Consider the following 17600-nt stretch of genomic DNA (forward strand, 5'->3'; position numbering starts at 1 on the left):
GCCCTGACAATCCACAACGGATAGTGTTTGCCGGATGGGCCGAGGGGACCAGACTTGAGCGCAACGATTTCCCGCACAGCTGATGTGGCGCAGCGTGAACGCCACGCTGACTGCATGGAGCGTATCGCGGCAAAAAAATCGCGTGAGGCCTTCGCTGAACTGTTCGCGTTTTTCGCCCCGCGCCTGAAAGCCTACATGTTGCGTCTGGGAGCTGCTGAGTCAGAGGCGGAAGAACTGACGCAGGACGTGATGATGACGGTCTGGCGCAAGGCCGGAATGTATGACCGCACGCAGGCATCTGTGTCGACCTGGATCTTCCGGGTTGCCCGAAACCGCCGGATCGATGTCCAGAGGCGCACGTCGAAGCCGCCGCTGGAGCCGGACGACCCGATGCTGCGCCCGGCCGAAGCCGAGCAACCCGACAGTGCCGTGTCCCGGATGCAGATGGAAGAGCGGGTGCGCGCCCAGCTCGCTGTGCTGCCCGATGAACAGCTGGTGCTGTTGCAGGCAGCCTTCTATGACGGCCTCTCGCATTCGGAAATCGCCCGGTCCCATGGCCTTCCGCTCGGAACGGTAAAAAGCCGCATACGGCTGGCGCTGGCCCGCCTTCGGGGAGGCCTTGATGACACTGAATAACACCCTCGCGCCATCATCTGGAGCTGCCGCATGACCCGTCGGAATGATGACTTCCCGTTCAGCGAACTCTACAGCGCCTATGCGGCGGGCACGCTTGATGCAGGCCTTGCCTTGCTTGTCGAAACACAAGGCGCGTTGCGCGCCGATTCACGAGACGCTGTGGCGCAGAGCGAGGCCCTGTCAGGCGCCTTTCTTGAAATGACGGGTCCGGTGCCGATGCGCGCCGGCGCATTGGAAAGTGCGATGGCACAAATAGATATGCTGGAGGCATCCGCCGCAGCGGAACCCGTGACTGCGCCGGACGAGGACGATGAGATGGACCGGCTACCCGCACCGTTGCGGCAAGCAATCGACGTCTCCGGGGGCCGTGCGGAGTGGAGCAGGGCGGCGCCCGGCATTCGCCGTATTTCCCTGGATGTCGGCAGCCAGATGGAGGTGGAGCTCTATCGTATCCAGCCTGACGCTGCCATTCCGCGCCATACGCACGGCGGACAGGAATTCACCCTGATCGTCACTGGCGGGTACTCAGACGCGTCGGGCAGTTTTGGTCCGGGCGACCTGGCGGTGAAAGGACCTGAAGATACCCACAGGCCGGTTGGCGATTCAGGGGAGGTCTGCTTCGCCCTGATTGTTCGCAGCGGGGCCATTCGCCTGACCGGCGTCCTAGGCGTGGTCCAGCGCCTGCTCGGACGGTAACCGGCGCGCCGGAACCCCGTCAGGCCAGCTGTCCGGTCTCCAGCCATCGCGCACAGGCGTTGCCGAGTTCCGATCTCGCCATGGCTTCGTACCGGGCATTGTCGTCGGCCGTCAGCGTATCTTTCCAGCGTCCATTGACGCCCTTGTTGATGAAGACTTCGGCGCCCGCATCCCAGAAGGCGCCGCCGAGGGGAACGCTCTTTGTGGCATTCGCCTTCATCCAGTCGAATGAGCAATATTCCACAATCGTGTCCCAGCGCGTCTCGTCGATTTCGATATCGAGAAAGGCGGCAATCTTGCGCATTTCGCCCGGCATGTCGCGTTTCAGGTCGGCGAAGTGGATCATCATGACATTCGGCAGGTCACGGATCGCCCACCAGCTACGAACATTCTCCCAGTACGACCAGAATGGGAAACCGTCCTTGTCCATCCAGTCCCGCCAGTACTGGTGGATGTCTTCGGGTGGCCGGTCGATCGGCGGGCCGACGCGGCCCGGCGTGTTGTTCAGCGCATCATACCAGAGGTCATTGGCATTGGCGTGATGATTGTAGAGGCTCCAGACAACATCCCGGCCATCGCGGCCGATATAGATATATTTGGCCTTCGGCGAGAAGACGAGCGCATCGACAGGCAGGTGGGTCTTCATGAACCGGCGATGGGTCTGGGCTTCGACTTCCGGAAGTTTCACCTGCTTGGGAGGCACGCGCAGGTCGAGCCAGGGCGACATTTCGGCAACCGCCAGTTCCGGGTCGCCGCCGAACATCATCTGGGCAATCATCTGCTGGGTCCAGCTCGTGCCGGCCTTGCCATAGGTTGATATGACGATGTCGTCATCGCGGAACTTGAAATCGTTCCAGATGGTTGAATCGAAATGATGACTGTGAAGCTCACGTGCCTTCACCGGCCAAGTGATCTCGTTAGGCATTGGACTGCCCCCCCCCGAATAGGTTTCGGGCCGGAACGGTATCAGAAGTGTGGCGACTTGTCCTGTAACTTGAGATTCAGCCCCGCCCGTGGTCGGCAGGCTTTCCATCCCCGCCAACGCCGCCGGGCATGATCGGTCGTGGCGCATAGCCGCCCATCGATAGGTGGCGGTCATACATCACGAGCGCCCCGGCCAGGCTGACATTGATGCAGAACTTGGTGGGGATTTTCACGACATGGGCGCAACGCGCGAGAGTCTCGTCTGACAGGTTTCCCTTTTCCGGGCCGAGAATGTAGGCGGCCTGGGGCGGGTGGCGGAAGGTCGGCAGCATGACTGCGTCGTCAGTAAGTTCGATCCCGACCAGTTGGCAGCCCCTTGGCATCTGCATCTCGTCGATCGTTTCCCATTGGTAATACGGGATCTGTCCGGCGGACTTCGATGTGTCGGCCTGATAGGCGTCTCGCAGGCGGTGGTCTGCATCGATCGAGAAGACGTAACTGGCTCCGAAGGCATTGGCCGTGCGCATCAGGGCCCCGAGGTTCATCGGCTTCGAAATGCGTTCCGAACCGATCGAGAAATATCCACGCATGTCAGACTACTCCGAGAACGAGCCGCCCCGCTGCGAGGACAAGCAGGATGAAGAGCGGCGCGATGAGGCAGGTGCGCCGGGCGAGGCGCAGGTGCGAGAGGGGATTGGGATAGGTTTGGGCGAGGTGCAGGGCGGCTTCGCTGACAGGTGTGGGCGCGGCCGCGTCGACCACGGCGAGGCGATAGGCCGTGTCAGTCGGCAGGCCGCCGAACCTGGCCGCAAGCGCGCGGCGCAGGGCGACCGAAATGATCATCCGCATCTGCACAGCCAGAACGAAGGCGAAGAGGCCGAGCCCCAGCAATATCCAGAACAGCGGTGTCACAGGAACGTCGCGACCTCGAACCGGCCATCGGAATCGGTCATGCCGCGCTTCATGCCGCCTGAATTGAACAAGGCGGTCATGTCGCCATTGGCCGAGACGGCGATCATGCCGCCTTCGCCGCCGAGGCGTTTGACGTCGTTCAGAGCGCCCTGAACGGCAGGCTCGAGACCGGACCCGCCATAGCGGATGCGGGCGGAAACGTCAGCGGCGGCATTGGCGCGGATGAAATATTCGCCGAGCCCGGTGCAGGAAATGGCGCAACGTTCATCGGCCCAGGTGCCGGCGCCGATCACCGGCGTGTCGCCGACGCGGCCCGGCGTCTTGTTCATGATCCCGGCGGTCGAGGTCGCGGCGGACATATCACCATAAAGGTCGAGGGCGACGGCGCCGACCGTGCCGACATCCGGCGCCCCGACCTGGCGGGTGCGCTCGTCGATCGGCTCATAATAGGCATCCGGGTCGTCGATTGTGGCAAGACCGGCCGCATCGGTCAGGCGTTTGGCGCCTGCGCCCACGAGGAAGACATTGGGGGTGCGTTCCATGACAAGCCGGGCGGCCGCAATCGGGCTGCGCACGCCTTGAATGGCCCCGACAGCCCCGGCATTGCGCGTGCGACCATCCATGATTGCGGCATCGAGTTCATATTCGTCCGCCGTGTTCGGGGCGGCGCCCTTGCCGGCAAGGTAGAGGCCGGATGCCTCCATCGCTGCGACCAGGGATTCGACCACATCAAGGGCCGCGTCACCATTGGCGAGCCGCTTGCCGCCATCCTTCAGGAGGCTTGCGATGTGTTTTTCCTGCGCCGAATAGTCCTGGCCGAAGATTGGCCCGGCGCCGCCGTGCAGGACGAGGGCCCATTTGCTCGCCATTCTGCCGATCTCCCTTACGTCACACTTGGATTATGCCAGCCACACCGCTACCTTCTGGCAGAAGAAACAACAAGGTAAGGAAAGCCGGAACATGAAAGCTGTGCTGTCAAAAGAAGTGGGCGGGCCGGAAACACTCGTGGTCGAGGATGTCGCCATGCCGGAAGCCGGCAAGAATCAGGTCCTGATCGAGGTGAAGGCCTGCGGGGTGAACTTTCCCGACGTGCTGATGATCCAGGATCTCTACCAGTTCAAGCCGCCACGGCCGTTCAGCCCGGGCGGCGAAGTGGCTGGCATCGTCAAGGCCGTCGGCGAGGGCGTGACCCATGTGAAACCGGGTGACCGGGTGCTGGGATCGACCGGCAGTGGCGGCATGGCCGAATATGCGGTGGCCGCCGCGCACGGCGTGATGAAAATTCCGGACACCATGCCCTTCGACGAGGCCTCGGCGTTCATCCTGACCTATGGCACGAGCTATTATGCCCTGAAGGACCGGGGCGATCCGAAACCGGGCGAGACCCTGCTTGTGCTTGGCGCAGCTGGCGGCGTCGGCATTGCTGCCGTCGAGCTGGGCAAGGCGATGGGCCTCACGGTCATCGCGGCCTGCTCAACACAGGAAAAGGTGGATTTCTGCCTGTCCAAGGGCGCTGACAAGGGCCTGATCTATCCGACGGGCAGCCTGGACCGGGCCCAGCAGAAACAACTCTCCGAAGACATCAAGGAAGCCGGTGGCGGCGGCGTGGACATCATCTATGATGCGGTCGGCGGCGACTATGCCGAGCCAAGCGTTCGCGCGATGAACTGGGAGGGGCGCTATCTCGTGATCGGCTTCCCGGCCGGTATCCCGAAAATCCCGCTGAACCTGACCCTGCTGAAAAGCTGCGACATTCGCGGCGTTTTCTGGGGCGCTGCCGTGGCACGAAACCCGAAAGGCCATGCCGCCAATTGCGCCGACATGTTCAAGCTGTATGCCGAGGGCAAGATCCGCCCGCACGTCTCGAGTTCCTACCCGATCGACAAGGCCGCAGACGCGATCCGCGAGCTGATGGATCGCAAGGCGATGGGCAAGGTCGTGGTGACGATGTAGGCAGTCGCTTTCGCGATCTGTTAACCATGCGGCATCGACAAGAAGCGTGTCCCGCCGGAATCGTCCGGCGGCCGCGTGGATTGGTTTGCCTATGGCCGACAAGTTTGCATCCAGAGCTGATTTTGCCGGGCCTCCGACGGGTGAAGAGCAGCGGCGCGTCCGCCGTCAACGCGTGCTCAAGGCGGGCCGCATCGTCATCAACGAGAAGTCCAGCTCGTTCGATGCGATGATCCGCGACATGTCCGAGCTGGGTGTGAAGCTGCAAGTGCAGGAGGCCTGGCGGGTACCGGACAGGTTTCATCTTGTGATCACCAATTCCAATACGGGGGTGCCGGTGACGCGCGCCTGCGAGAAGCGCTGGCAGCGTGGCAACTATCTGGGCGCGCGCTTCTGCGACGCCGTTCTGCCGGCCCGCCGCGCCAATTGACGCCAACGAACAATAAAAAACCCGCCGGATCGCTCCGGCGGGTTTTTCGATTCTGGGGGATTCAAAGGGGTCAGGCGCTCTTGGCGTCGTCGACTTCCTCGAAGTCGGCATCGACGACATCGTCGCTGTCGGCTGCCGCATCAGCGGATGCATCCGCATGGGCCTCAGCTTCCTGCTGGTTGGCATAGATCGCCTCGCCAAGCTTCATGGCGGCGGTCATCAGGGCCTGGTGCTTGGCCTGTATGTCACCGACATTGTCGGTTTCACGCGCGGCTTTCAGCTCTTCAACGGCTTTTTCGATTTCGGCTTTCACTTCAGCAGAGACCTTGTCGCCATGCTCTTCCACCTGCTTTTCAGTCTGGTGAATCAGCGCTTCGGAATTGTTCTTGGCTTCGACGAGCTCACGACGGGCCTTGTCGGCGCCGGCATTGGCTTCGGCGTCGGCCATCATTTTCTTGATGTCCTCGTCCGTCAGGCCGCCATCCGCCTGGATGGTGATCTGCTGTTCCTTGCCGGTGGCCTTGTCCTTGGCCGAGACTGACACGATGCCGTTGGCGTCGATGTCGAACGTGACCTCGATTTGCGGCAGGCCGCGCGGGGCCGGCGGGATGCCTTCGAGATTGAACTGGCCGAGCTGCTTGTTGTCAGCGGCCATTTCGCGCTCGCCCTGGGCGACCTTGATCGTCACAGCACCCTGATTGTCGTCAGCGGTCGAGAAGATCTGGCTTTTCTTGGTCGGGATCGTCGTGTTGCGGTCGATGAGACGCGTGAACACGCCGCCCAGCGTTTCGATGCCGAGCGAGAGCGGGGTCACGTCGAGCAGGACCACGTCCTTCACGTCGCCTTGCAGCACGCCGCCCTGGATCGCTGCGCCAAGCGCCACGACTTCATCCGGGTTCACGCCCTTGTGGGGCTCGCGATTGAAGAATTTCTTCACCGCTTCCTGCACGGCGGGCATGCGGGTCATGCCGCCGACGAGGACGACTTCATCAATGTCAGACGCGGTCTTGCCGGCATCTTTCAGGGCCTTCTGGCACGGATCGATGGTGCGCTTGACGAGGTCTTCGACAAGGCTTTCCAGCTTGGCGCGGGTCAGTTTGATATTGAGGTGTTTCGGGCCGGTCGCATCAGCGGTGATGAAGGGCAGGTTCACCTCGTACTGGTTGGCAGACGACAGTTCCTTCTTGGCTTTCTCGGCTTCTTCCTTGAGGCGCTGGAGCGCGAGCTTGTCGGCCTTCAGGTCGATGCCCTGATCCTTCTTGAACTCGCCAGCGAGGAAGTCGACGATGCGAAGATCGAAGTCTTCACCGCCGAGGAACGTGTCACCATTGGTCGAGAGCACTTCGAACACGCCGTCACCGATTTCGAGCAGCGAGACGTCGAATGTACCACCACCAAGGTCGTACACGGCGATTGTCTTGTTCTCACCCTTGTCGAGACCGTAGGCGAGGGCTGCAGCCGTCGGCTCGTTGATGATGCGCAGGACTTCAAGGCCGGCAATCTTGCCGGCGTCTTTCGTGGCCTGACGCTGGGCGTCGTTGAAGTAGGCAGGCACCGTGATGACGGCCTGTGTCACCGGCGTGCCGAGATAGTCTTCAGCCGTTTCCTTCATCTTGGTGAGAATGAAGGCGGAAATTTCCTGCGGGGAATAGTCCTGGTCGCGACCCTTGACCCAGGCATCGCCTGCCTTGCCTTCGACGATGCCGAAGGGCGACATGGCCTTGTCTTTCTGGGCGGTGGGATCGTTGTACGTGCGGCCGATCAGGCGCTTGATGGCGTAATAGGTGAAATCGGGGTTGGTGACAGCCTGGCGCTTGGCAGGCTGCCCGATCAGGCGTTCGCCGCTTTCCGTAAAGGCGACGACGGACGGCGTGGTGCGCTGGCCTTCGGCGTTTTCGATGACTTTCGCCGTTCCGCCTTCCATGACGGCGACGCAGGAGTTCGTGGTCCCAAGGTCGATACCGATAATCTTGCTCATTGCATGTCTCTCTTCTGTTAGCCGCCACGGGCCTTGTTTGGGTTCGGTCTGCTCAGCAGCCCCGGAAGCCAGTGGCTCTCAAGGGTTCATATGAGACGGCGGGGACGGAATTTAAAGCCGTTCGCCTGTTCAGATGCGATATGGTGAGCCGATCCCCCCGCTCAAGGGGTGATGCGGCGCTTTTACACGGGGTTTAACCAGTATCAACACAGTCGTGAAAGCCATTCTCGCAGCCATTACCGAATTGCAACCCGAAATGGGCGATTTGACGGGGCCTGCCGGTTGCCGCAGTGGCGCCATCGGAGCATCATCACCCAAACGACACAGCTGCGAGGGCGTCCCCATGGGTGATGAAATGTCCGGAGTCTCGGGACTCATTGCCTCGCGCGTGTCGGTTTTGGAGACCGTGAACGATCCCGGCACGCCTGGCAGGACGGGCGACGACCGGTTCGGCTTTGACGAGGCTGCCGGGACAGCATGGGCGCTCGACGGGGCAACCGATGTCACAGACCTGAAGCCCTTCCCGGAGGCCGAGAGCGGCGCGGCATGGATCGCCGCAGCGCTCAGCACGCGCCTGATGGCGCCGCCGTCTCCCGGCGACACGCCGGAAACCCATTTTGCGGAAGTCCTGACAGACGTTCGCGCCCGTGCGGAAAAGGAAACCCGCATCCCGCTTGACGACCTGCCCGGCGAAGCCCGGCCCATTGCATCCGGCATGTGGATGCATGTTGCCAATGGCCGGGCCGAGTTTGCCTGGCTTGGCGACTGCATGGCGCTGTTGCGGCGCGGCGCTGGCGTGACGGTGATCGGGTCGCCGGGCAAGGCGGACGATGAAACCGTGACGGCCCGTCGCCTGCTGGCCGTGTCTCCGGAAGAACGGCTTGCGCACCTGCAGAACGACCGGCGGCGCTCAAATGGCAATCGCACCTGTTTCGGTCTTGACCCGCGCGCGGCCGCGAACCTTAAGACGCTGGAAATGGCCGTGGAAGCGGGGGACATGATCTGCTTGATGAGCGACGGCCTGTACCGGCTGATTTCGCCCTATGGCACGCATACGCCGGAGCGCTTCATGGCACTGGTTGAAGGCAAGGGCCTCTGCGGCGCGGTGGACGCGCTTCGCGCATTTGAAAGCACGCCCAAACGGGACATGAACCGGATCAAGGCCCGCGACGATGCCTGCGGCGTGCTCCTGCGTATCGACGATATTGACCAGGCGGAGGCGGCCGGGCTGGTCCTGTAGACGGATATCGGCATAGTGGACCCAACCGCCCACCAGATGGCGGACACGACCATCCAGGGAGACATGACCTATGCTGCGCTTTCTCGCCTTTCCTGCTTTCGCCATCCTGGCCGCCTGCGCGGCGGCACCGGCAAGGATTGCGGCTGTCCCGACGCTTGAACCGCTCTGGATCGCTGACGGGTTCTCGGCGCCGGAAAGCGTGGTCCGCGCGCCGGACGGGAACTATCTCGTCTCGAATGTCGGGATTGATGACGGCGACGCGAAGAACGGCGACGGTTTCATCTCCATGATATCGCCCGACGGCGAGCTGATCGAGATGTATTGGGCATCGAAGACCAACGGGCCGAAGGGCCTCGCGATCCAGGGCGGCAAGCTTTATGCCTCCGACATCGACGCCGTGATGGTGTTCGATGCCGGGAAGGGCGGCCTTGGGAAGAAGATTCCGGTCGACGGCGCCGTCTTCCTCAATGGCGTTACCGCATGGAATGGCGCTGTCTATGTTTCCGATTCCGGCACGGGTCGTATTCACCGCATCAAGGATGGAGTGGCCACGCTCTGGCTCGAGGACGCGCGCTTCGGCGGCATCAATGGCGTTCTGGGGGATGGCGACCGACTGCTGGTTTCGACCATGGAGACAGGGTCGCTGTTCAGCGTCACCTCCGACGGAACCATCGCCGAGATCGCGACCGGCATGAGCAATGCGGATGGTATCGGCCTCGTGCCGGGCGGGGGATACCTTGTCTCGTCATGGCCCGGGCAGGTCCATTATGTGGCTGACGACGGCGCCGTGACGACCCTGCTTGATACGACAGGCGACGAAACGCCAACCTTCCAGAACGACCTCAAGATATTCGGCGACACCGTGATTGTCCCGAACTGGCAGCCGGGCACGGTGACGGCGTGGAAACTGGTGCGTCCGGGCCAGGTTGATTGAGGTCAAGCCCGGCTGGCGGCGGATGCCCGATAGTTGAAGCAGGTTGCAACGGCCCGCGCCATGCGGGCGCGATGCGTTTGTTTCAATCGGGAGGATACGTGGTGGGATTTTCGGGAAAATGGGTCAGCGCGCGCAAATCGGTGCTTGAACTGAAACAGGATGGCGCGTCGCTATCGGGAACCTTCAATTCCGGTGTTGCCGACGAGGGCGTGATGAAAGTGCCGGTTGTCGGCTGGGCCAATGGCGACCGGATCGCGTTCACGTGCAGCTACGAAAAGTACGGAACGGTCATCGCATGGGTCGGCCAGATGACGGGCGAGAAAGGCAATCCCCGGATCGAGGCGCAATTCCTGCACGGCGCTGACGTGAAGGAGGAAAACGAAGCCGAATTCCTCTGGGCTGCCACACGGATCGGCAGCGACGTTTTCGTCAAGGCGTAGGTGCCGCCGGCAACTATTTTAGTTCGCGTTCCCCGCGCTCACCGCCACCATCGCGGCGCGCAATGTGCGGTCGCCGATTTTCCAGCCGGGCTGGAACAGCGAGGCGATGGTGCCGGATGGATGCTCTGACGGCACTTGGGCCACGGCTTGGTGCAGGTTCGGGTCGAAGGCCGATCCGGGCGCGGCGTCGATGGGTTTGACGCCATGGCGGCCGAGCGCGGTTTCCAGTTCCTTGGCGGTCATCTCGATGCCGCTGAGCAGGTTGTTGCCGGCATCAGACAGGTTGGCGCGGTCGTCATCCGGCAGGGCGGCAAGGGCGCGGGCCAGGTTGTCGGAGACGCTGAGCAGGTCACCGGCGAAACGTTCGATGGCGTAGACGCGGGCATCGGAGACCTGCCGTTCGGCGCGTTTGCGCGTATTGTCGAGATCGGCCAGTGTGCGCAGCAACTGCTCGCGCAGTTCCTCGGCCTCGATCTTCAGGCGCATCGCTTCCTGTTCCGGCGAGATTTCCGAGTCAGCCTCGGCTTCCATGCTTTCGGCCGCCTGGGCGCGGGCGTTCTTGAGCATCTCGTCGGCGGCTGATTTCAGCTCTGCCCGTGAGGCGTTTGGATCGATGTCGGCGTTCTGGCCGGTCTTGGTCTCGTCGTTCATCACTTCCCATCCTTTGCGCGCCGGGCGGCGAGGATTTCGCCGATCACCTTTGCGGTATAATCCACCATCGGTATGACGCGGGCATAGTTCAGCCGTGTCGGGCCGATCACGCCAAGCGCGCCAATGACATGTTTCGCCCCGCCCATATAGGGGGCCACGATCACACTTGAACCCGAGAGCGGAAAAAGCTGGTTCTCCGCACCGATGAACAGGCGCACGCCATCGGCCTCACGTGTCGTATCGAGGATATCGAGCAGGCTTTGCTGGCGTTCAAGCTCGTTGAACAGTTGGCGTACACGATCCAGGTCTTCGGCTGCCTTGGCGTCTTCGAGCAGGTTGGCGCGGCCGCGTATGATCAGCGAGCGGCCCCGCCCCGGTGCGTCTCCGCTCCACTGGACGAGGCCGGCTTCGACAAGGGACGCCGCCGTCGCATCCAGTGCGGCCCTGTGCGACCTGATCTCCTCGCGCACGTCGACGGCGGCTTCGGCCAGCGTGCGGCCTTTCATGCGGGTGGAGAGATAGTTGCCGGCCTCGATCAGTGTCGTGGCAGGCAGGCCGTCCGGAACCTTGACCAGCCGGTTCTCGATGTCGCCATCCTCGGTGACCAGAACGCACAGCGCTTCGCCGCTGGCCAAAGGCACGAATTCAACGTGGCGGACCGCTGTTTCGCGCGAAGGCGAGGCCACGAGCCCTGCCCCGCCGGTCAGGCCGGACAGGATGTTCGATGCTTCGCCGAGCACGGCCTGCAGGTCGCCGCCTGCGCCGCGCAGGCGCTCGTCGATCTCGCGCTTGTCGCTGCTGGACGGCTCGCCGATTTCTAGGAAGCCGTCGACGAACAGGCGAAGGCCGCGATGGGTGGGAGCGCGGCCCGCAGAAACATGCGGGGCATCGAGCAGGCCGAGATCGGTCAGGTCGGCCATGACATTGCGGATAGACGCCGGCGAGAGCGCGATCACGCCCTTCGACAGGGTGCGCGAGCCGACCGGTTCGCCGGTCGTCAGGTAGCCTTCGACGATCTGCTTGAAGATGTCGCGCGAGCGCTGGTCGAGGCGCTGCATCAGGGACTGGCTGTCGGGCGTCAGGGGCATGTGTATTGATTAGGGGCGCCGTGGCCCCTGTACAATAGGGGTTCAGACAGTGAGGTTCGTCCCATCGTCGCGGTCATCAGCGCTGCGCCAGGCGAAATAGGAGTAGACGAACAGGACGAGCACGACGCTCAGTACCAGCGCGGTCAATTGCAGGGCGAGGAAGAGGCCGCTGAAGACGAACGCGCCAATCAGGCCCAGGACGCCTGCAATGATGAAAAGCGGACCGGCAAGGCGGTGGGTTTTTTCCCATGCGATATCAGATGACAGGGTCCAGGGCGTGCGCACACCGAAGATGAAACTCGACCGCGTCTTGGGCAGGTAATTGCCCATGACGATGAACAGGATAGCGGTGCCCGCAATGATCCAGCGCACCATGCCCGATGTGTCAAAAGGCTGACCGGCGCCTTTCACCATGCCGAAGGCAACGCCTGCGGTCACCAGGGTCATCAGCGTCGTCACGGCGATCCAGGTGACGAGATAGGCCTTGCGTCCGACCGCCACGTTCTGTTTTCGCGGATCCAGAAAGGGCGCTACCGCCAGGATCGCGGAAATCGCCGCTGTCACGCAGGGCAACAGCCACAGGACCATCAGGGCGTCAGACTTGTTGCCGAACCGGTCCGGCATGCCATCAGCGCCGAAATGAAGCGGAATCTGGTTGCTCTCGGGCAGCAAACCGCTTGCATATATGACAATGCCGCACGACACGGCGACCATGACCGCGGCCCAAGCCAGTCCGGTACGGATATAGGGTTTCATTCTGCGGCCTCCTTCAGCTCGTCGTCGCCATTGTCGCTGCCGATCAGGCCAAGCAGGGCCGTGGCGGCATCTTCGAGCACACTCGTGTTCACACGGTAGAGGATCTGGTTGCCCTGGCGCTCGGCCGTGATCAGGTCGGCATCCTTCAGCACGGCCAGATGCCGGCTCATGGTCGGCCAGCTCGAACTCGAATTCCGCCGCAAGGTCACCCGCCAGGCGCGGACCCTTGCGCAGGAGGGCGAGGACCTGTCGGCGCGCCGGATGAGCCAGGGCCTTGAAGATGGTGTTTTGCATATACGCTAATTAGCGTTTTTGCTAATATGAGTCAACGCCTGTCTGAAGCGCTCATCCTAAGCGAAGTCGAAGGACTAGCCCGTTGGGGTGGGTGCTCAGAACAGGCCTTCGATCAGGCCGTCGGCATTGAGATGGATGGTCTCGGCAGCCGGGTGGCGGGGCAGGCCGGGCATGGTCATGATGTCCCCGCAAATTGCGACTACAAAGCCTGCCCCGGCCGACAGGCGCACTTCGCGCAGGCGCACAGTATGGCCCTCAGGAGCGCCGGTCAGGGCGGGATCCGTGGAAAAACTGTACTGCGTCTTGGCGATGCAGACGGGCAGGTGGCCGAAGCCGTCGGCCTCCCAGCGCGCCAGCTGGTCGCGCACGGCGCGCGGCGCTTCGACATGATCGGCGCGATAGATCCGCTTGGCGACGGTCTCGATCTTGTCGAAGAGGGGTGTCGCATCCGGATAGAGCGTTCGGAAGTCTGAGGGTTTCTCCGCAAGCGTCGCCGTCACGATCCGGGCGAGGGCTTCGGCGCCGGCGCCGCCATCGGCCCAATGCGTGCAGAGCGCGACGGGCACGCCGGCCTTGGCGCAGAAGGCTTCGATCGCGGCGATCTCGGCAGGCGTATCCTGGGTGAACCGGTTGATGGCGACGACTACCGGCAGGCCGAATTGCTGCAGGTTTTCGATGTGACGCCCGAGATTTGAAAAGCCCGCCTTGAGGGCATCGAGGTTTTCGATACCGAGTTGGTCCTTGGCGAGGCCGCCATGCATCTTGAGCGCCTTGACCGTGGCGACGAGCACGGCCGCATCAGGCTGGAGGCCCGACTGACGGCATTTGATGTCGAAGAATTTTTCCGCACCAAGGTCTGCGCCAAACCCGGCTTCGGTCACGACATAGTCGGCCATCTTGAGGGCGGCCTTCGTCGCAATCACCGAATTGCAGCCATGCGCGATATTGGCGAACGGGCCGCCATGGATGAGGCAGGGATTGTTCTCCAGCGTCTGGACGAGGTTGGGCAACAGCGCGTCCTTGAGCAAAGCCATCATCGCGCCTGTTGCCTTGATGTCTGCGCAGGTGACGGCGGTGCGGTCGCGGCGATAGCCGACGATGATGCGGTCGAGGCGTTGCTCAAGATCGGTCGCATCGGTCGCGAGGCAGAGGATCGCCATGATCTCGGAGGCGACGGTGATGTCGAAGCCGCTCTCCATCGCCGCGCCATTGCCCGGTCCGCCAAGGCCGGTCACGATCTCGCGTAGGTTGCGGTCATTCATGTCGAGCGCGCGGCGCCAGGTGACACGCGAGGGTTCAAGCCCGCTGGGACTGCCCCAATGGATATGGTTGTCGATCATGGCGGCCAAGAGGTTGTGCGCTGACGTGATGGCATGGAAGTCGCCGGTGAAGTGGAGGTTGATGTCCTCCATCGGCACGACTTGCGCGTAGCCGCCGCCGGCAGCCCCGCCCTTCATGCCGAAACAGGGACCGAGCGAAGGCTCGCGCAGGCAGAGCAAGGTATCGGACCCGATCCGGTTCATCGCATCGGCGAGGCCGACGCTGGTCGTGGTCTTGCCTTCGCCGGCGGCTGTCGGGCTGATCGCGGTCACCAACACGAGCTTGCCATCCGGTTTCGTGCCGAGGTTGGCGAGGTAGCGCCCGGCGATCTTCGCCTTGTCATGACCATAGGGGATGAGGTCGCCTGAAGAGATGCCGAGCTTCGCGCCAATTTCGGTAACAGGCTTCTTTGTCGCCGCCCGGGCGATCTCGATATCACTGGCCATGAGGCCCCCTCTTGGTTCCCTGATGTCCCTCTGGTGTAGACAGCGCCGTCAAAACCCGCAATCAGGCGGGGCAGAAAAGAGGACCCCGCCATGACCCAGCTTATCCGCCCATCCGGACGCGCGTTCGACCAGTTGCGTGAGATAACGCTCGAGACCAGCGTAACGCGCTATGCCGAAGGCTCGTGCCTCGCGAAATTCGGCAACACACATGTCCTGTGCACGGCCAGCTGGGAGAAGAGCGTGCCGGGCTGGATGAAGGGCAAGGGCGCCGGTTGGGTGACAGCGGAATACGGCATGCTGCCGCGCGCAACGCATACACGGGGCCGCCGAGAAGCGGCTGCCGGAAAGCAGTCCGGCCGGACGCAGGAAATCCAGCGCCTGATCGGGCGCAGCCTGCGCTCGGTCATGGACCTTACCGCACTTGGCGAAAACCAGATCACCATCGACTGCGACGTGCTGCAGGCCGATGGCGGCACGCGCACGGCCTCGATCACGGGCGGCTTTGTCGCCCTGGCGATGGCCTGCAACTACCTGAAGTCGGAAGGCGTCATCAAGGCGGATCCGATCCAGAAGCAGGCCGCCGCCATTTCCGTCGGCGTCTACCAGGACTTCCCGGTTCTGGATGTCGATTATCCAGAAGACAGCGAAGGCGAAGCCGACATGAATGTCGTGATGAGTTCCGATGGCGGATTCATCGAAGTGCAGGGCACCGGCGAGGAACGCCCGCTCAGCCGCAAGGAGCTCGACGAGATGCTGCGCCTTGCCGAGCAGGGCTGCAACGAATTGTTCGCTGCACAGCGCGCCGCGCTGGCCTAGTTGCGGGGCGGCAGGCCTGGCAGGCTGAACATGGCCAGCTGCAGGCTCTGCGCGATGCGTGTCGCGCGCTCCAGGAAAAAAGGAACGGCTTCAGGCGTCGGCGCAGTCTCTTCGAGGGTCTGCCGGAACAGGCCCAGCCATATCTGGAAATGAGCAGGCGTCACGTTGGCCAGCTTCTGGTGCGCGGGCACCGGCTTGCCATTATAGCGCCCGGCATTCATCGCCACCGACGCCCAGAAATCCTTCATGCGGGCGAGGTGCGGTCCCCAATTGTCGCCGATCTCGGTGTCGAAGATCGGGCCAAGCGTCTCGTCGCTGCGGACACGGGTGTAGAAGGTTTCGACCAGTTCGGAAATGTATGCGTCATTGATGCCCATGCGTTGGGCATTTTGCTGGATCTCGCGGCGGCGTTCCTCAGCGGTTCGCAAGACATGGTTCATGCTGTTTCTCCAATCGCAATCATTTCGTGCAGCGAGGCATTGCCGTTCACCAGATCGGCGATGGAATAGGAATCCAGAGCACGGAAGAAGGCTTCAAGGGCTTCGGCCAGCGCGCTGCGAAGTCGGCAGGCCGGCGAAATTCGGCATCCACCCGCTCCGCCGGGAAAACACTCCACGAGCGCTGTGCGGCCTTCCATGCGGCGCACCACGTCGCCAATGCTGATATCGGAGGCCGGGCGGGCCAGGCTGAGGCCGCCTTTGCGTCCGCGCTCGGTCGCGATGACGCCTTCATGGCCGAGGGCCTGCACCACTTTCATCAAATGGTTCTTCGAAACGCCGAACGTATCCGAAATGTCGGCAATCGTGACACGGCGATCAGTGTTGACGGCCAAATGCATCAGCGTCCGCAGCGCAAAATCGGTCTGCATATTGAGACGCATGGTGCCTAGGCCTCATCGGAGTGTCGCGTGTCCCACGTAATTTCGTGAGCGCCTTCATCGAATCCATTCCTCCGCCCAAGGACGAGTACGGTTGTCAGGACGCCTGCTACGATGAATGAAACCGCGGTTCCGGCAAGCAGGGCGACCCAGCCATGACCGGACATGTCAGCGCCCATGGAGGACCGGCTGAGCAGCCATACCAGCCCCATCACGACGAATGTGGCAAACACGGCGCCGACAGCAAGGCCGCCAATGAGCTTTGCTGCAAAACTGGGTTTCGTCATGGTAGCTGCCTTTCAACGCGCCGGACCGGGGGTGCCGGCGACCGCGCGGCACATATAGGCGGTTTGCGCCCGTCGATCAACAAAACATGCATATCATATGCATGTTATAAATTGACGCAGCCCAACGGCTGCACAGGTGGACCTATTCGGCCGGCTTGCCGTGTTCCCACGTCACGTCGCGATCGAAGAGCGGCACGGTAGACAGGCTCATCTTGGCTGAACCGTCTATGGGTTTCCGGCTGAACGAGACATAGATCAGGCTGTCGCTGTCGGCATCATAGATGCGCCGCACGGCGAGCTGCTTGAAGACGAGGCTCTGGTTCTGGTCGAAGACTTCTTCGCCGGACCGGTCGAGGTCGATATCGCGGATTGTCACCGGCCCGGTCTGCAGGCACGATATCGAGGAGTTGGACGGATTTTCGAACCAGTTGCCCTTGCCGATCCGGTCCCAGACGCCGCGATCAAAAAAGGCGAGATGGCAGATCACGCCGTCGATTTTCGGGTCGGTCAGCGACTTGACCTTGATCTCGTTGCCGAGCCAGTCGTTCTTGAATTCGCCGACTTCCGAATTGCTGCCTCCGCATGCGGCGAGCAGGCTGAGACAGGCGGCGAGAGCGACAGGAGCAAGTTTCATACGGCCTCTACGTGGGGGCAGGTGGCTGGTTCCCGTTGCGGAGCCTATTCGGCGGCAACCCGTCGTCGGCCTTCCTCGCCTTCCTCGTCGAACACGAGCAGGTCGCCCGGCTGGCAGTCGAGTTCGCGGCACAGGGCCTCAAGTGTCGAAAAGCGCACGGCCTTGGCCTTGCCGGTTTTCAGGATGGACAGGTTGGCCAACGTGACGCCGACACGTTCCGACAGCTCTGTCAGGGACATGCGGCGGTCCAGAAGCACACGGTCGAGGGTTACACGAATAGACATCTTCTAC

The 17600-nt window shown here is 62.6% G+C and carries 24 protein-coding genes; 9 read left to right on the forward strand and 15 right to left on the reverse strand.

Features of this window, described 5'->3' with window-relative positions; translation table 11 throughout:
- The first annotated feature begins 54 nt into the window (after positions 1 to 54).
- Both AC0L7I_RS05265 and AC0L7I_RS05270 read left to right on the forward strand, forming a co-directional pair.
- Entirely contained in the window at positions 55 to 636 is a 582-nt protein-coding gene (locus AC0L7I_RS05265) for a sigma-70 family RNA polymerase sigma factor (protein WP_473398494.1), read from the forward strand.
- Positions 637 to 666: 30 nt separating this feature from the next.
- A complete protein-coding gene (locus AC0L7I_RS05270; protein WP_473398495.1) occupies positions 667 to 1332 on the forward strand; it encodes a ChrR family anti-sigma-E factor in 666 nt (221 codons plus the stop codon).
- Between the two features lie 19 nt (positions 1333 to 1351).
- Here the strand turns inward: AC0L7I_RS05270 and AC0L7I_RS05275 are convergent, their stop codons facing one another.
- The 4 genes from AC0L7I_RS05275 to AC0L7I_RS05290 form a co-directional block, all read right to left on the reverse strand.
- On the reverse strand, positions 1352 to 2257 hold the full coding sequence (locus AC0L7I_RS05275) for a sulfotransferase domain-containing protein (protein ID WP_473398496.1): 906 nt from the start codon (positions 2255 to 2257) through the stop codon (positions 1352 to 1354).
- 76 nt (positions 2258 to 2333) lie between these two features.
- On the reverse strand, positions 2334 to 2846 hold the full coding sequence (locus AC0L7I_RS05280; RefSeq protein WP_473398497.1) for an RNA methyltransferase: 513 nt from the start codon (positions 2844 to 2846) through the stop codon (positions 2334 to 2336).
- A gap of 1 nt (position 2847) precedes the next feature.
- Complete coding sequence (locus AC0L7I_RS05285) at positions 2848 to 3168, reverse strand: hypothetical protein (protein WP_473398498.1); 321 nt, start codon at positions 3166 to 3168, stop codon at positions 2848 to 2850.
- A complete protein-coding gene (locus AC0L7I_RS05290) occupies positions 3165 to 4037 on the reverse strand; it encodes an isoaspartyl peptidase/L-asparaginase family protein (protein ID WP_473398499.1) in 873 nt (290 codons plus the stop codon). The genes AC0L7I_RS05285 and AC0L7I_RS05290 overlap by 4 nt, the downstream gene beginning before the upstream one ends.
- A 91-nt stretch (positions 4038 to 4128) precedes the next feature.
- Here AC0L7I_RS05290 and AC0L7I_RS05295 point away from each other — a divergent pair, with 91 nt between their 5' ends.
- Together AC0L7I_RS05295 and AC0L7I_RS05300 are read left to right on the forward strand one after the other, a co-directional pair.
- Positions 4129 to 5121: an NADPH:quinone oxidoreductase family protein gene (locus tag AC0L7I_RS05295; protein ID WP_473398500.1), complete on the forward strand. Its 993-nt coding sequence runs from the start codon at positions 4129 to 4131 to the stop codon at positions 5119 to 5121.
- Between the two features lie 91 nt (positions 5122 to 5212).
- Positions 5213 to 5548, forward strand: coding sequence for a PilZ domain-containing protein (locus tag AC0L7I_RS05300; RefSeq protein WP_473398501.1), 336 nt, complete (start codon positions 5213 to 5215; stop codon positions 5546 to 5548).
- Between the two features lie 70 nt (positions 5549 to 5618).
- Here AC0L7I_RS05300 and dnaK read toward each other — a convergent pair whose 3' ends face one another.
- The gene (gene dnaK, locus AC0L7I_RS05305; RefSeq protein WP_473398502.1) at positions 5619 to 7526 is read right to left on the reverse strand and encodes a molecular chaperone DnaK; all 1908 of its coding nucleotides are present in this window, start codon (positions 7524 to 7526) and stop codon (positions 5619 to 5621) included.
- A gap of 343 nt (positions 7527 to 7869) precedes the next feature.
- Between dnaK and AC0L7I_RS05310 the strand changes: the two genes are divergently transcribed.
- The 3 genes from AC0L7I_RS05310 to AC0L7I_RS05320 all read left to right on the forward strand — a co-directional run bounded on the left by AC0L7I_RS05310 (position 7870) and on the right by AC0L7I_RS05320 (position 10140).
- The gene (locus AC0L7I_RS05310; protein WP_473398503.1) at positions 7870 to 8766 is read left to right on the forward strand and encodes a protein phosphatase 2C domain-containing protein; all 897 of its coding nucleotides are present in this window, start codon (positions 7870 to 7872) and stop codon (positions 8764 to 8766) included.
- 70 nt (positions 8767 to 8836) lie between these two features.
- Entirely contained in the window at positions 8837 to 9700 is an 864-nt protein-coding gene (locus AC0L7I_RS05315) for an SMP-30/gluconolactonase/LRE family protein (protein ID WP_473398504.1), read from the forward strand.
- A 101-nt stretch (positions 9701 to 9801) separates the two neighbouring features.
- Positions 9802 to 10140 (forward strand): avidin/streptavidin family protein, encoded by a 339-nt coding sequence (locus AC0L7I_RS05320; protein WP_473398505.1) that lies wholly within the window; start codon positions 9802 to 9804, stop codon positions 10138 to 10140.
- A gap of 18 nt (positions 10141 to 10158) precedes the next feature.
- Here the strand turns inward: AC0L7I_RS05320 and AC0L7I_RS05325 are convergent, their stop codons facing one another.
- The 4 genes from AC0L7I_RS05325 to AC0L7I_RS05340 are packed head-to-tail and all read right to left on the reverse strand — an operon-like array spanning position 10159 to position 12805.
- Complete coding sequence (locus AC0L7I_RS05325; RefSeq protein WP_473398506.1) at positions 10159 to 10791, reverse strand: nucleotide exchange factor GrpE; 633 nt, start codon at positions 10789 to 10791, stop codon at positions 10159 to 10161.
- Positions 10791 to 11879: a heat-inducible transcriptional repressor HrcA gene (hrcA, locus tag AC0L7I_RS05330; RefSeq protein ID WP_473398507.1), complete on the reverse strand. Its 1089-nt coding sequence runs from the start codon at positions 11877 to 11879 to the stop codon at positions 10791 to 10793. Before hrcA ends, AC0L7I_RS05325 begins: the two co-directional genes overlap by 1 nt.
- A gap of 42 nt (positions 11880 to 11921) precedes the next feature.
- A complete protein-coding gene (locus AC0L7I_RS05335; protein ID WP_473398508.1) occupies positions 11922 to 12635 on the reverse strand; it encodes an SdpI family protein in 714 nt (237 codons plus the stop codon).
- Positions 12632 to 12805, reverse strand: a complete 174-nt coding sequence (locus AC0L7I_RS05340; RefSeq protein ID WP_473398509.1) for a hypothetical protein — start codon at positions 12803 to 12805, stop codon at positions 12632 to 12634. The genes AC0L7I_RS05335 and AC0L7I_RS05340 overlap by 4 nt, the downstream gene beginning before the upstream one ends.
- Between AC0L7I_RS05340 and AC0L7I_RS05345 the strand changes: the two genes are divergently transcribed.
- Positions 12804 to 12938 (forward strand): hypothetical protein, encoded by a 135-nt coding sequence (locus AC0L7I_RS05345; RefSeq protein WP_473398510.1) that lies wholly within the window; start codon positions 12804 to 12806, stop codon positions 12936 to 12938. The genes AC0L7I_RS05340 and AC0L7I_RS05345 overlap by 2 nt on opposite strands.
- Before the next feature lie 86 nt (positions 12939 to 13024).
- Here the strand turns inward: AC0L7I_RS05345 and AC0L7I_RS05350 are convergent, their stop codons facing one another.
- On the reverse strand, positions 13025 to 14695 hold the full coding sequence (locus AC0L7I_RS05350; RefSeq protein WP_473398511.1) for a formate--tetrahydrofolate ligase: 1671 nt from the start codon (positions 14693 to 14695) through the stop codon (positions 13025 to 13027).
- Positions 14696 to 14785: 90 nt separating this feature from the next.
- Here AC0L7I_RS05350 and rph point away from each other — a divergent pair, with 90 nt between their 5' ends.
- Positions 14786 to 15511 carry a ribonuclease PH gene (gene rph, locus AC0L7I_RS05355; protein WP_473398512.1) on the forward strand — a complete coding sequence of 242 codons (726 nt, stop codon included), beginning with the start codon at positions 14786 to 14788 and terminating at the stop codon, positions 15509 to 15511.
- On the opposite strand, the gene AC0L7I_RS05360 is transcribed toward rph, so the two are convergent.
- From AC0L7I_RS05360 to AC0L7I_RS05380, 5 genes are all read right to left on the reverse strand, one after another.
- Positions 15508 to 15951 (reverse strand): group III truncated hemoglobin, encoded by a 444-nt coding sequence (locus AC0L7I_RS05360; protein WP_473398513.1) that lies wholly within the window; start codon positions 15949 to 15951, stop codon positions 15508 to 15510. The genes rph and AC0L7I_RS05360 overlap by 4 nt on opposite strands.
- Positions 15948 to 16391 carry an RrF2 family transcriptional regulator gene (locus AC0L7I_RS05365; RefSeq protein ID WP_473398514.1) on the reverse strand — a complete coding sequence of 148 codons (444 nt, stop codon included), beginning with the start codon at positions 16389 to 16391 and terminating at the stop codon, positions 15948 to 15950. Before AC0L7I_RS05365 ends, AC0L7I_RS05360 begins: the two co-directional genes overlap by 4 nt.
- 5 nt (positions 16392 to 16396) lie before the next feature.
- Complete coding sequence (locus AC0L7I_RS05370; RefSeq protein WP_473398515.1) at positions 16397 to 16675, reverse strand: hypothetical protein; 279 nt, start codon at positions 16673 to 16675, stop codon at positions 16397 to 16399.
- Between the two features lie 142 nt (positions 16676 to 16817).
- Positions 16818 to 17309: a CreA family protein gene (locus tag AC0L7I_RS05375; RefSeq protein WP_473398516.1), complete on the reverse strand. Its 492-nt coding sequence runs from the start codon at positions 17307 to 17309 to the stop codon at positions 16818 to 16820.
- 44 nt (positions 17310 to 17353) lie between these two features.
- On the reverse strand, positions 17354 to 17593 hold the full coding sequence (locus AC0L7I_RS05380; RefSeq protein WP_045695373.1) for a helix-turn-helix domain-containing protein: 240 nt from the start codon (positions 17591 to 17593) through the stop codon (positions 17354 to 17356).
- Positions 17594 to 17600 lie beyond the last annotated feature (7 nt).

Source organism: Hyphomonas sp. J20-32, assembly GCF_055808555.1.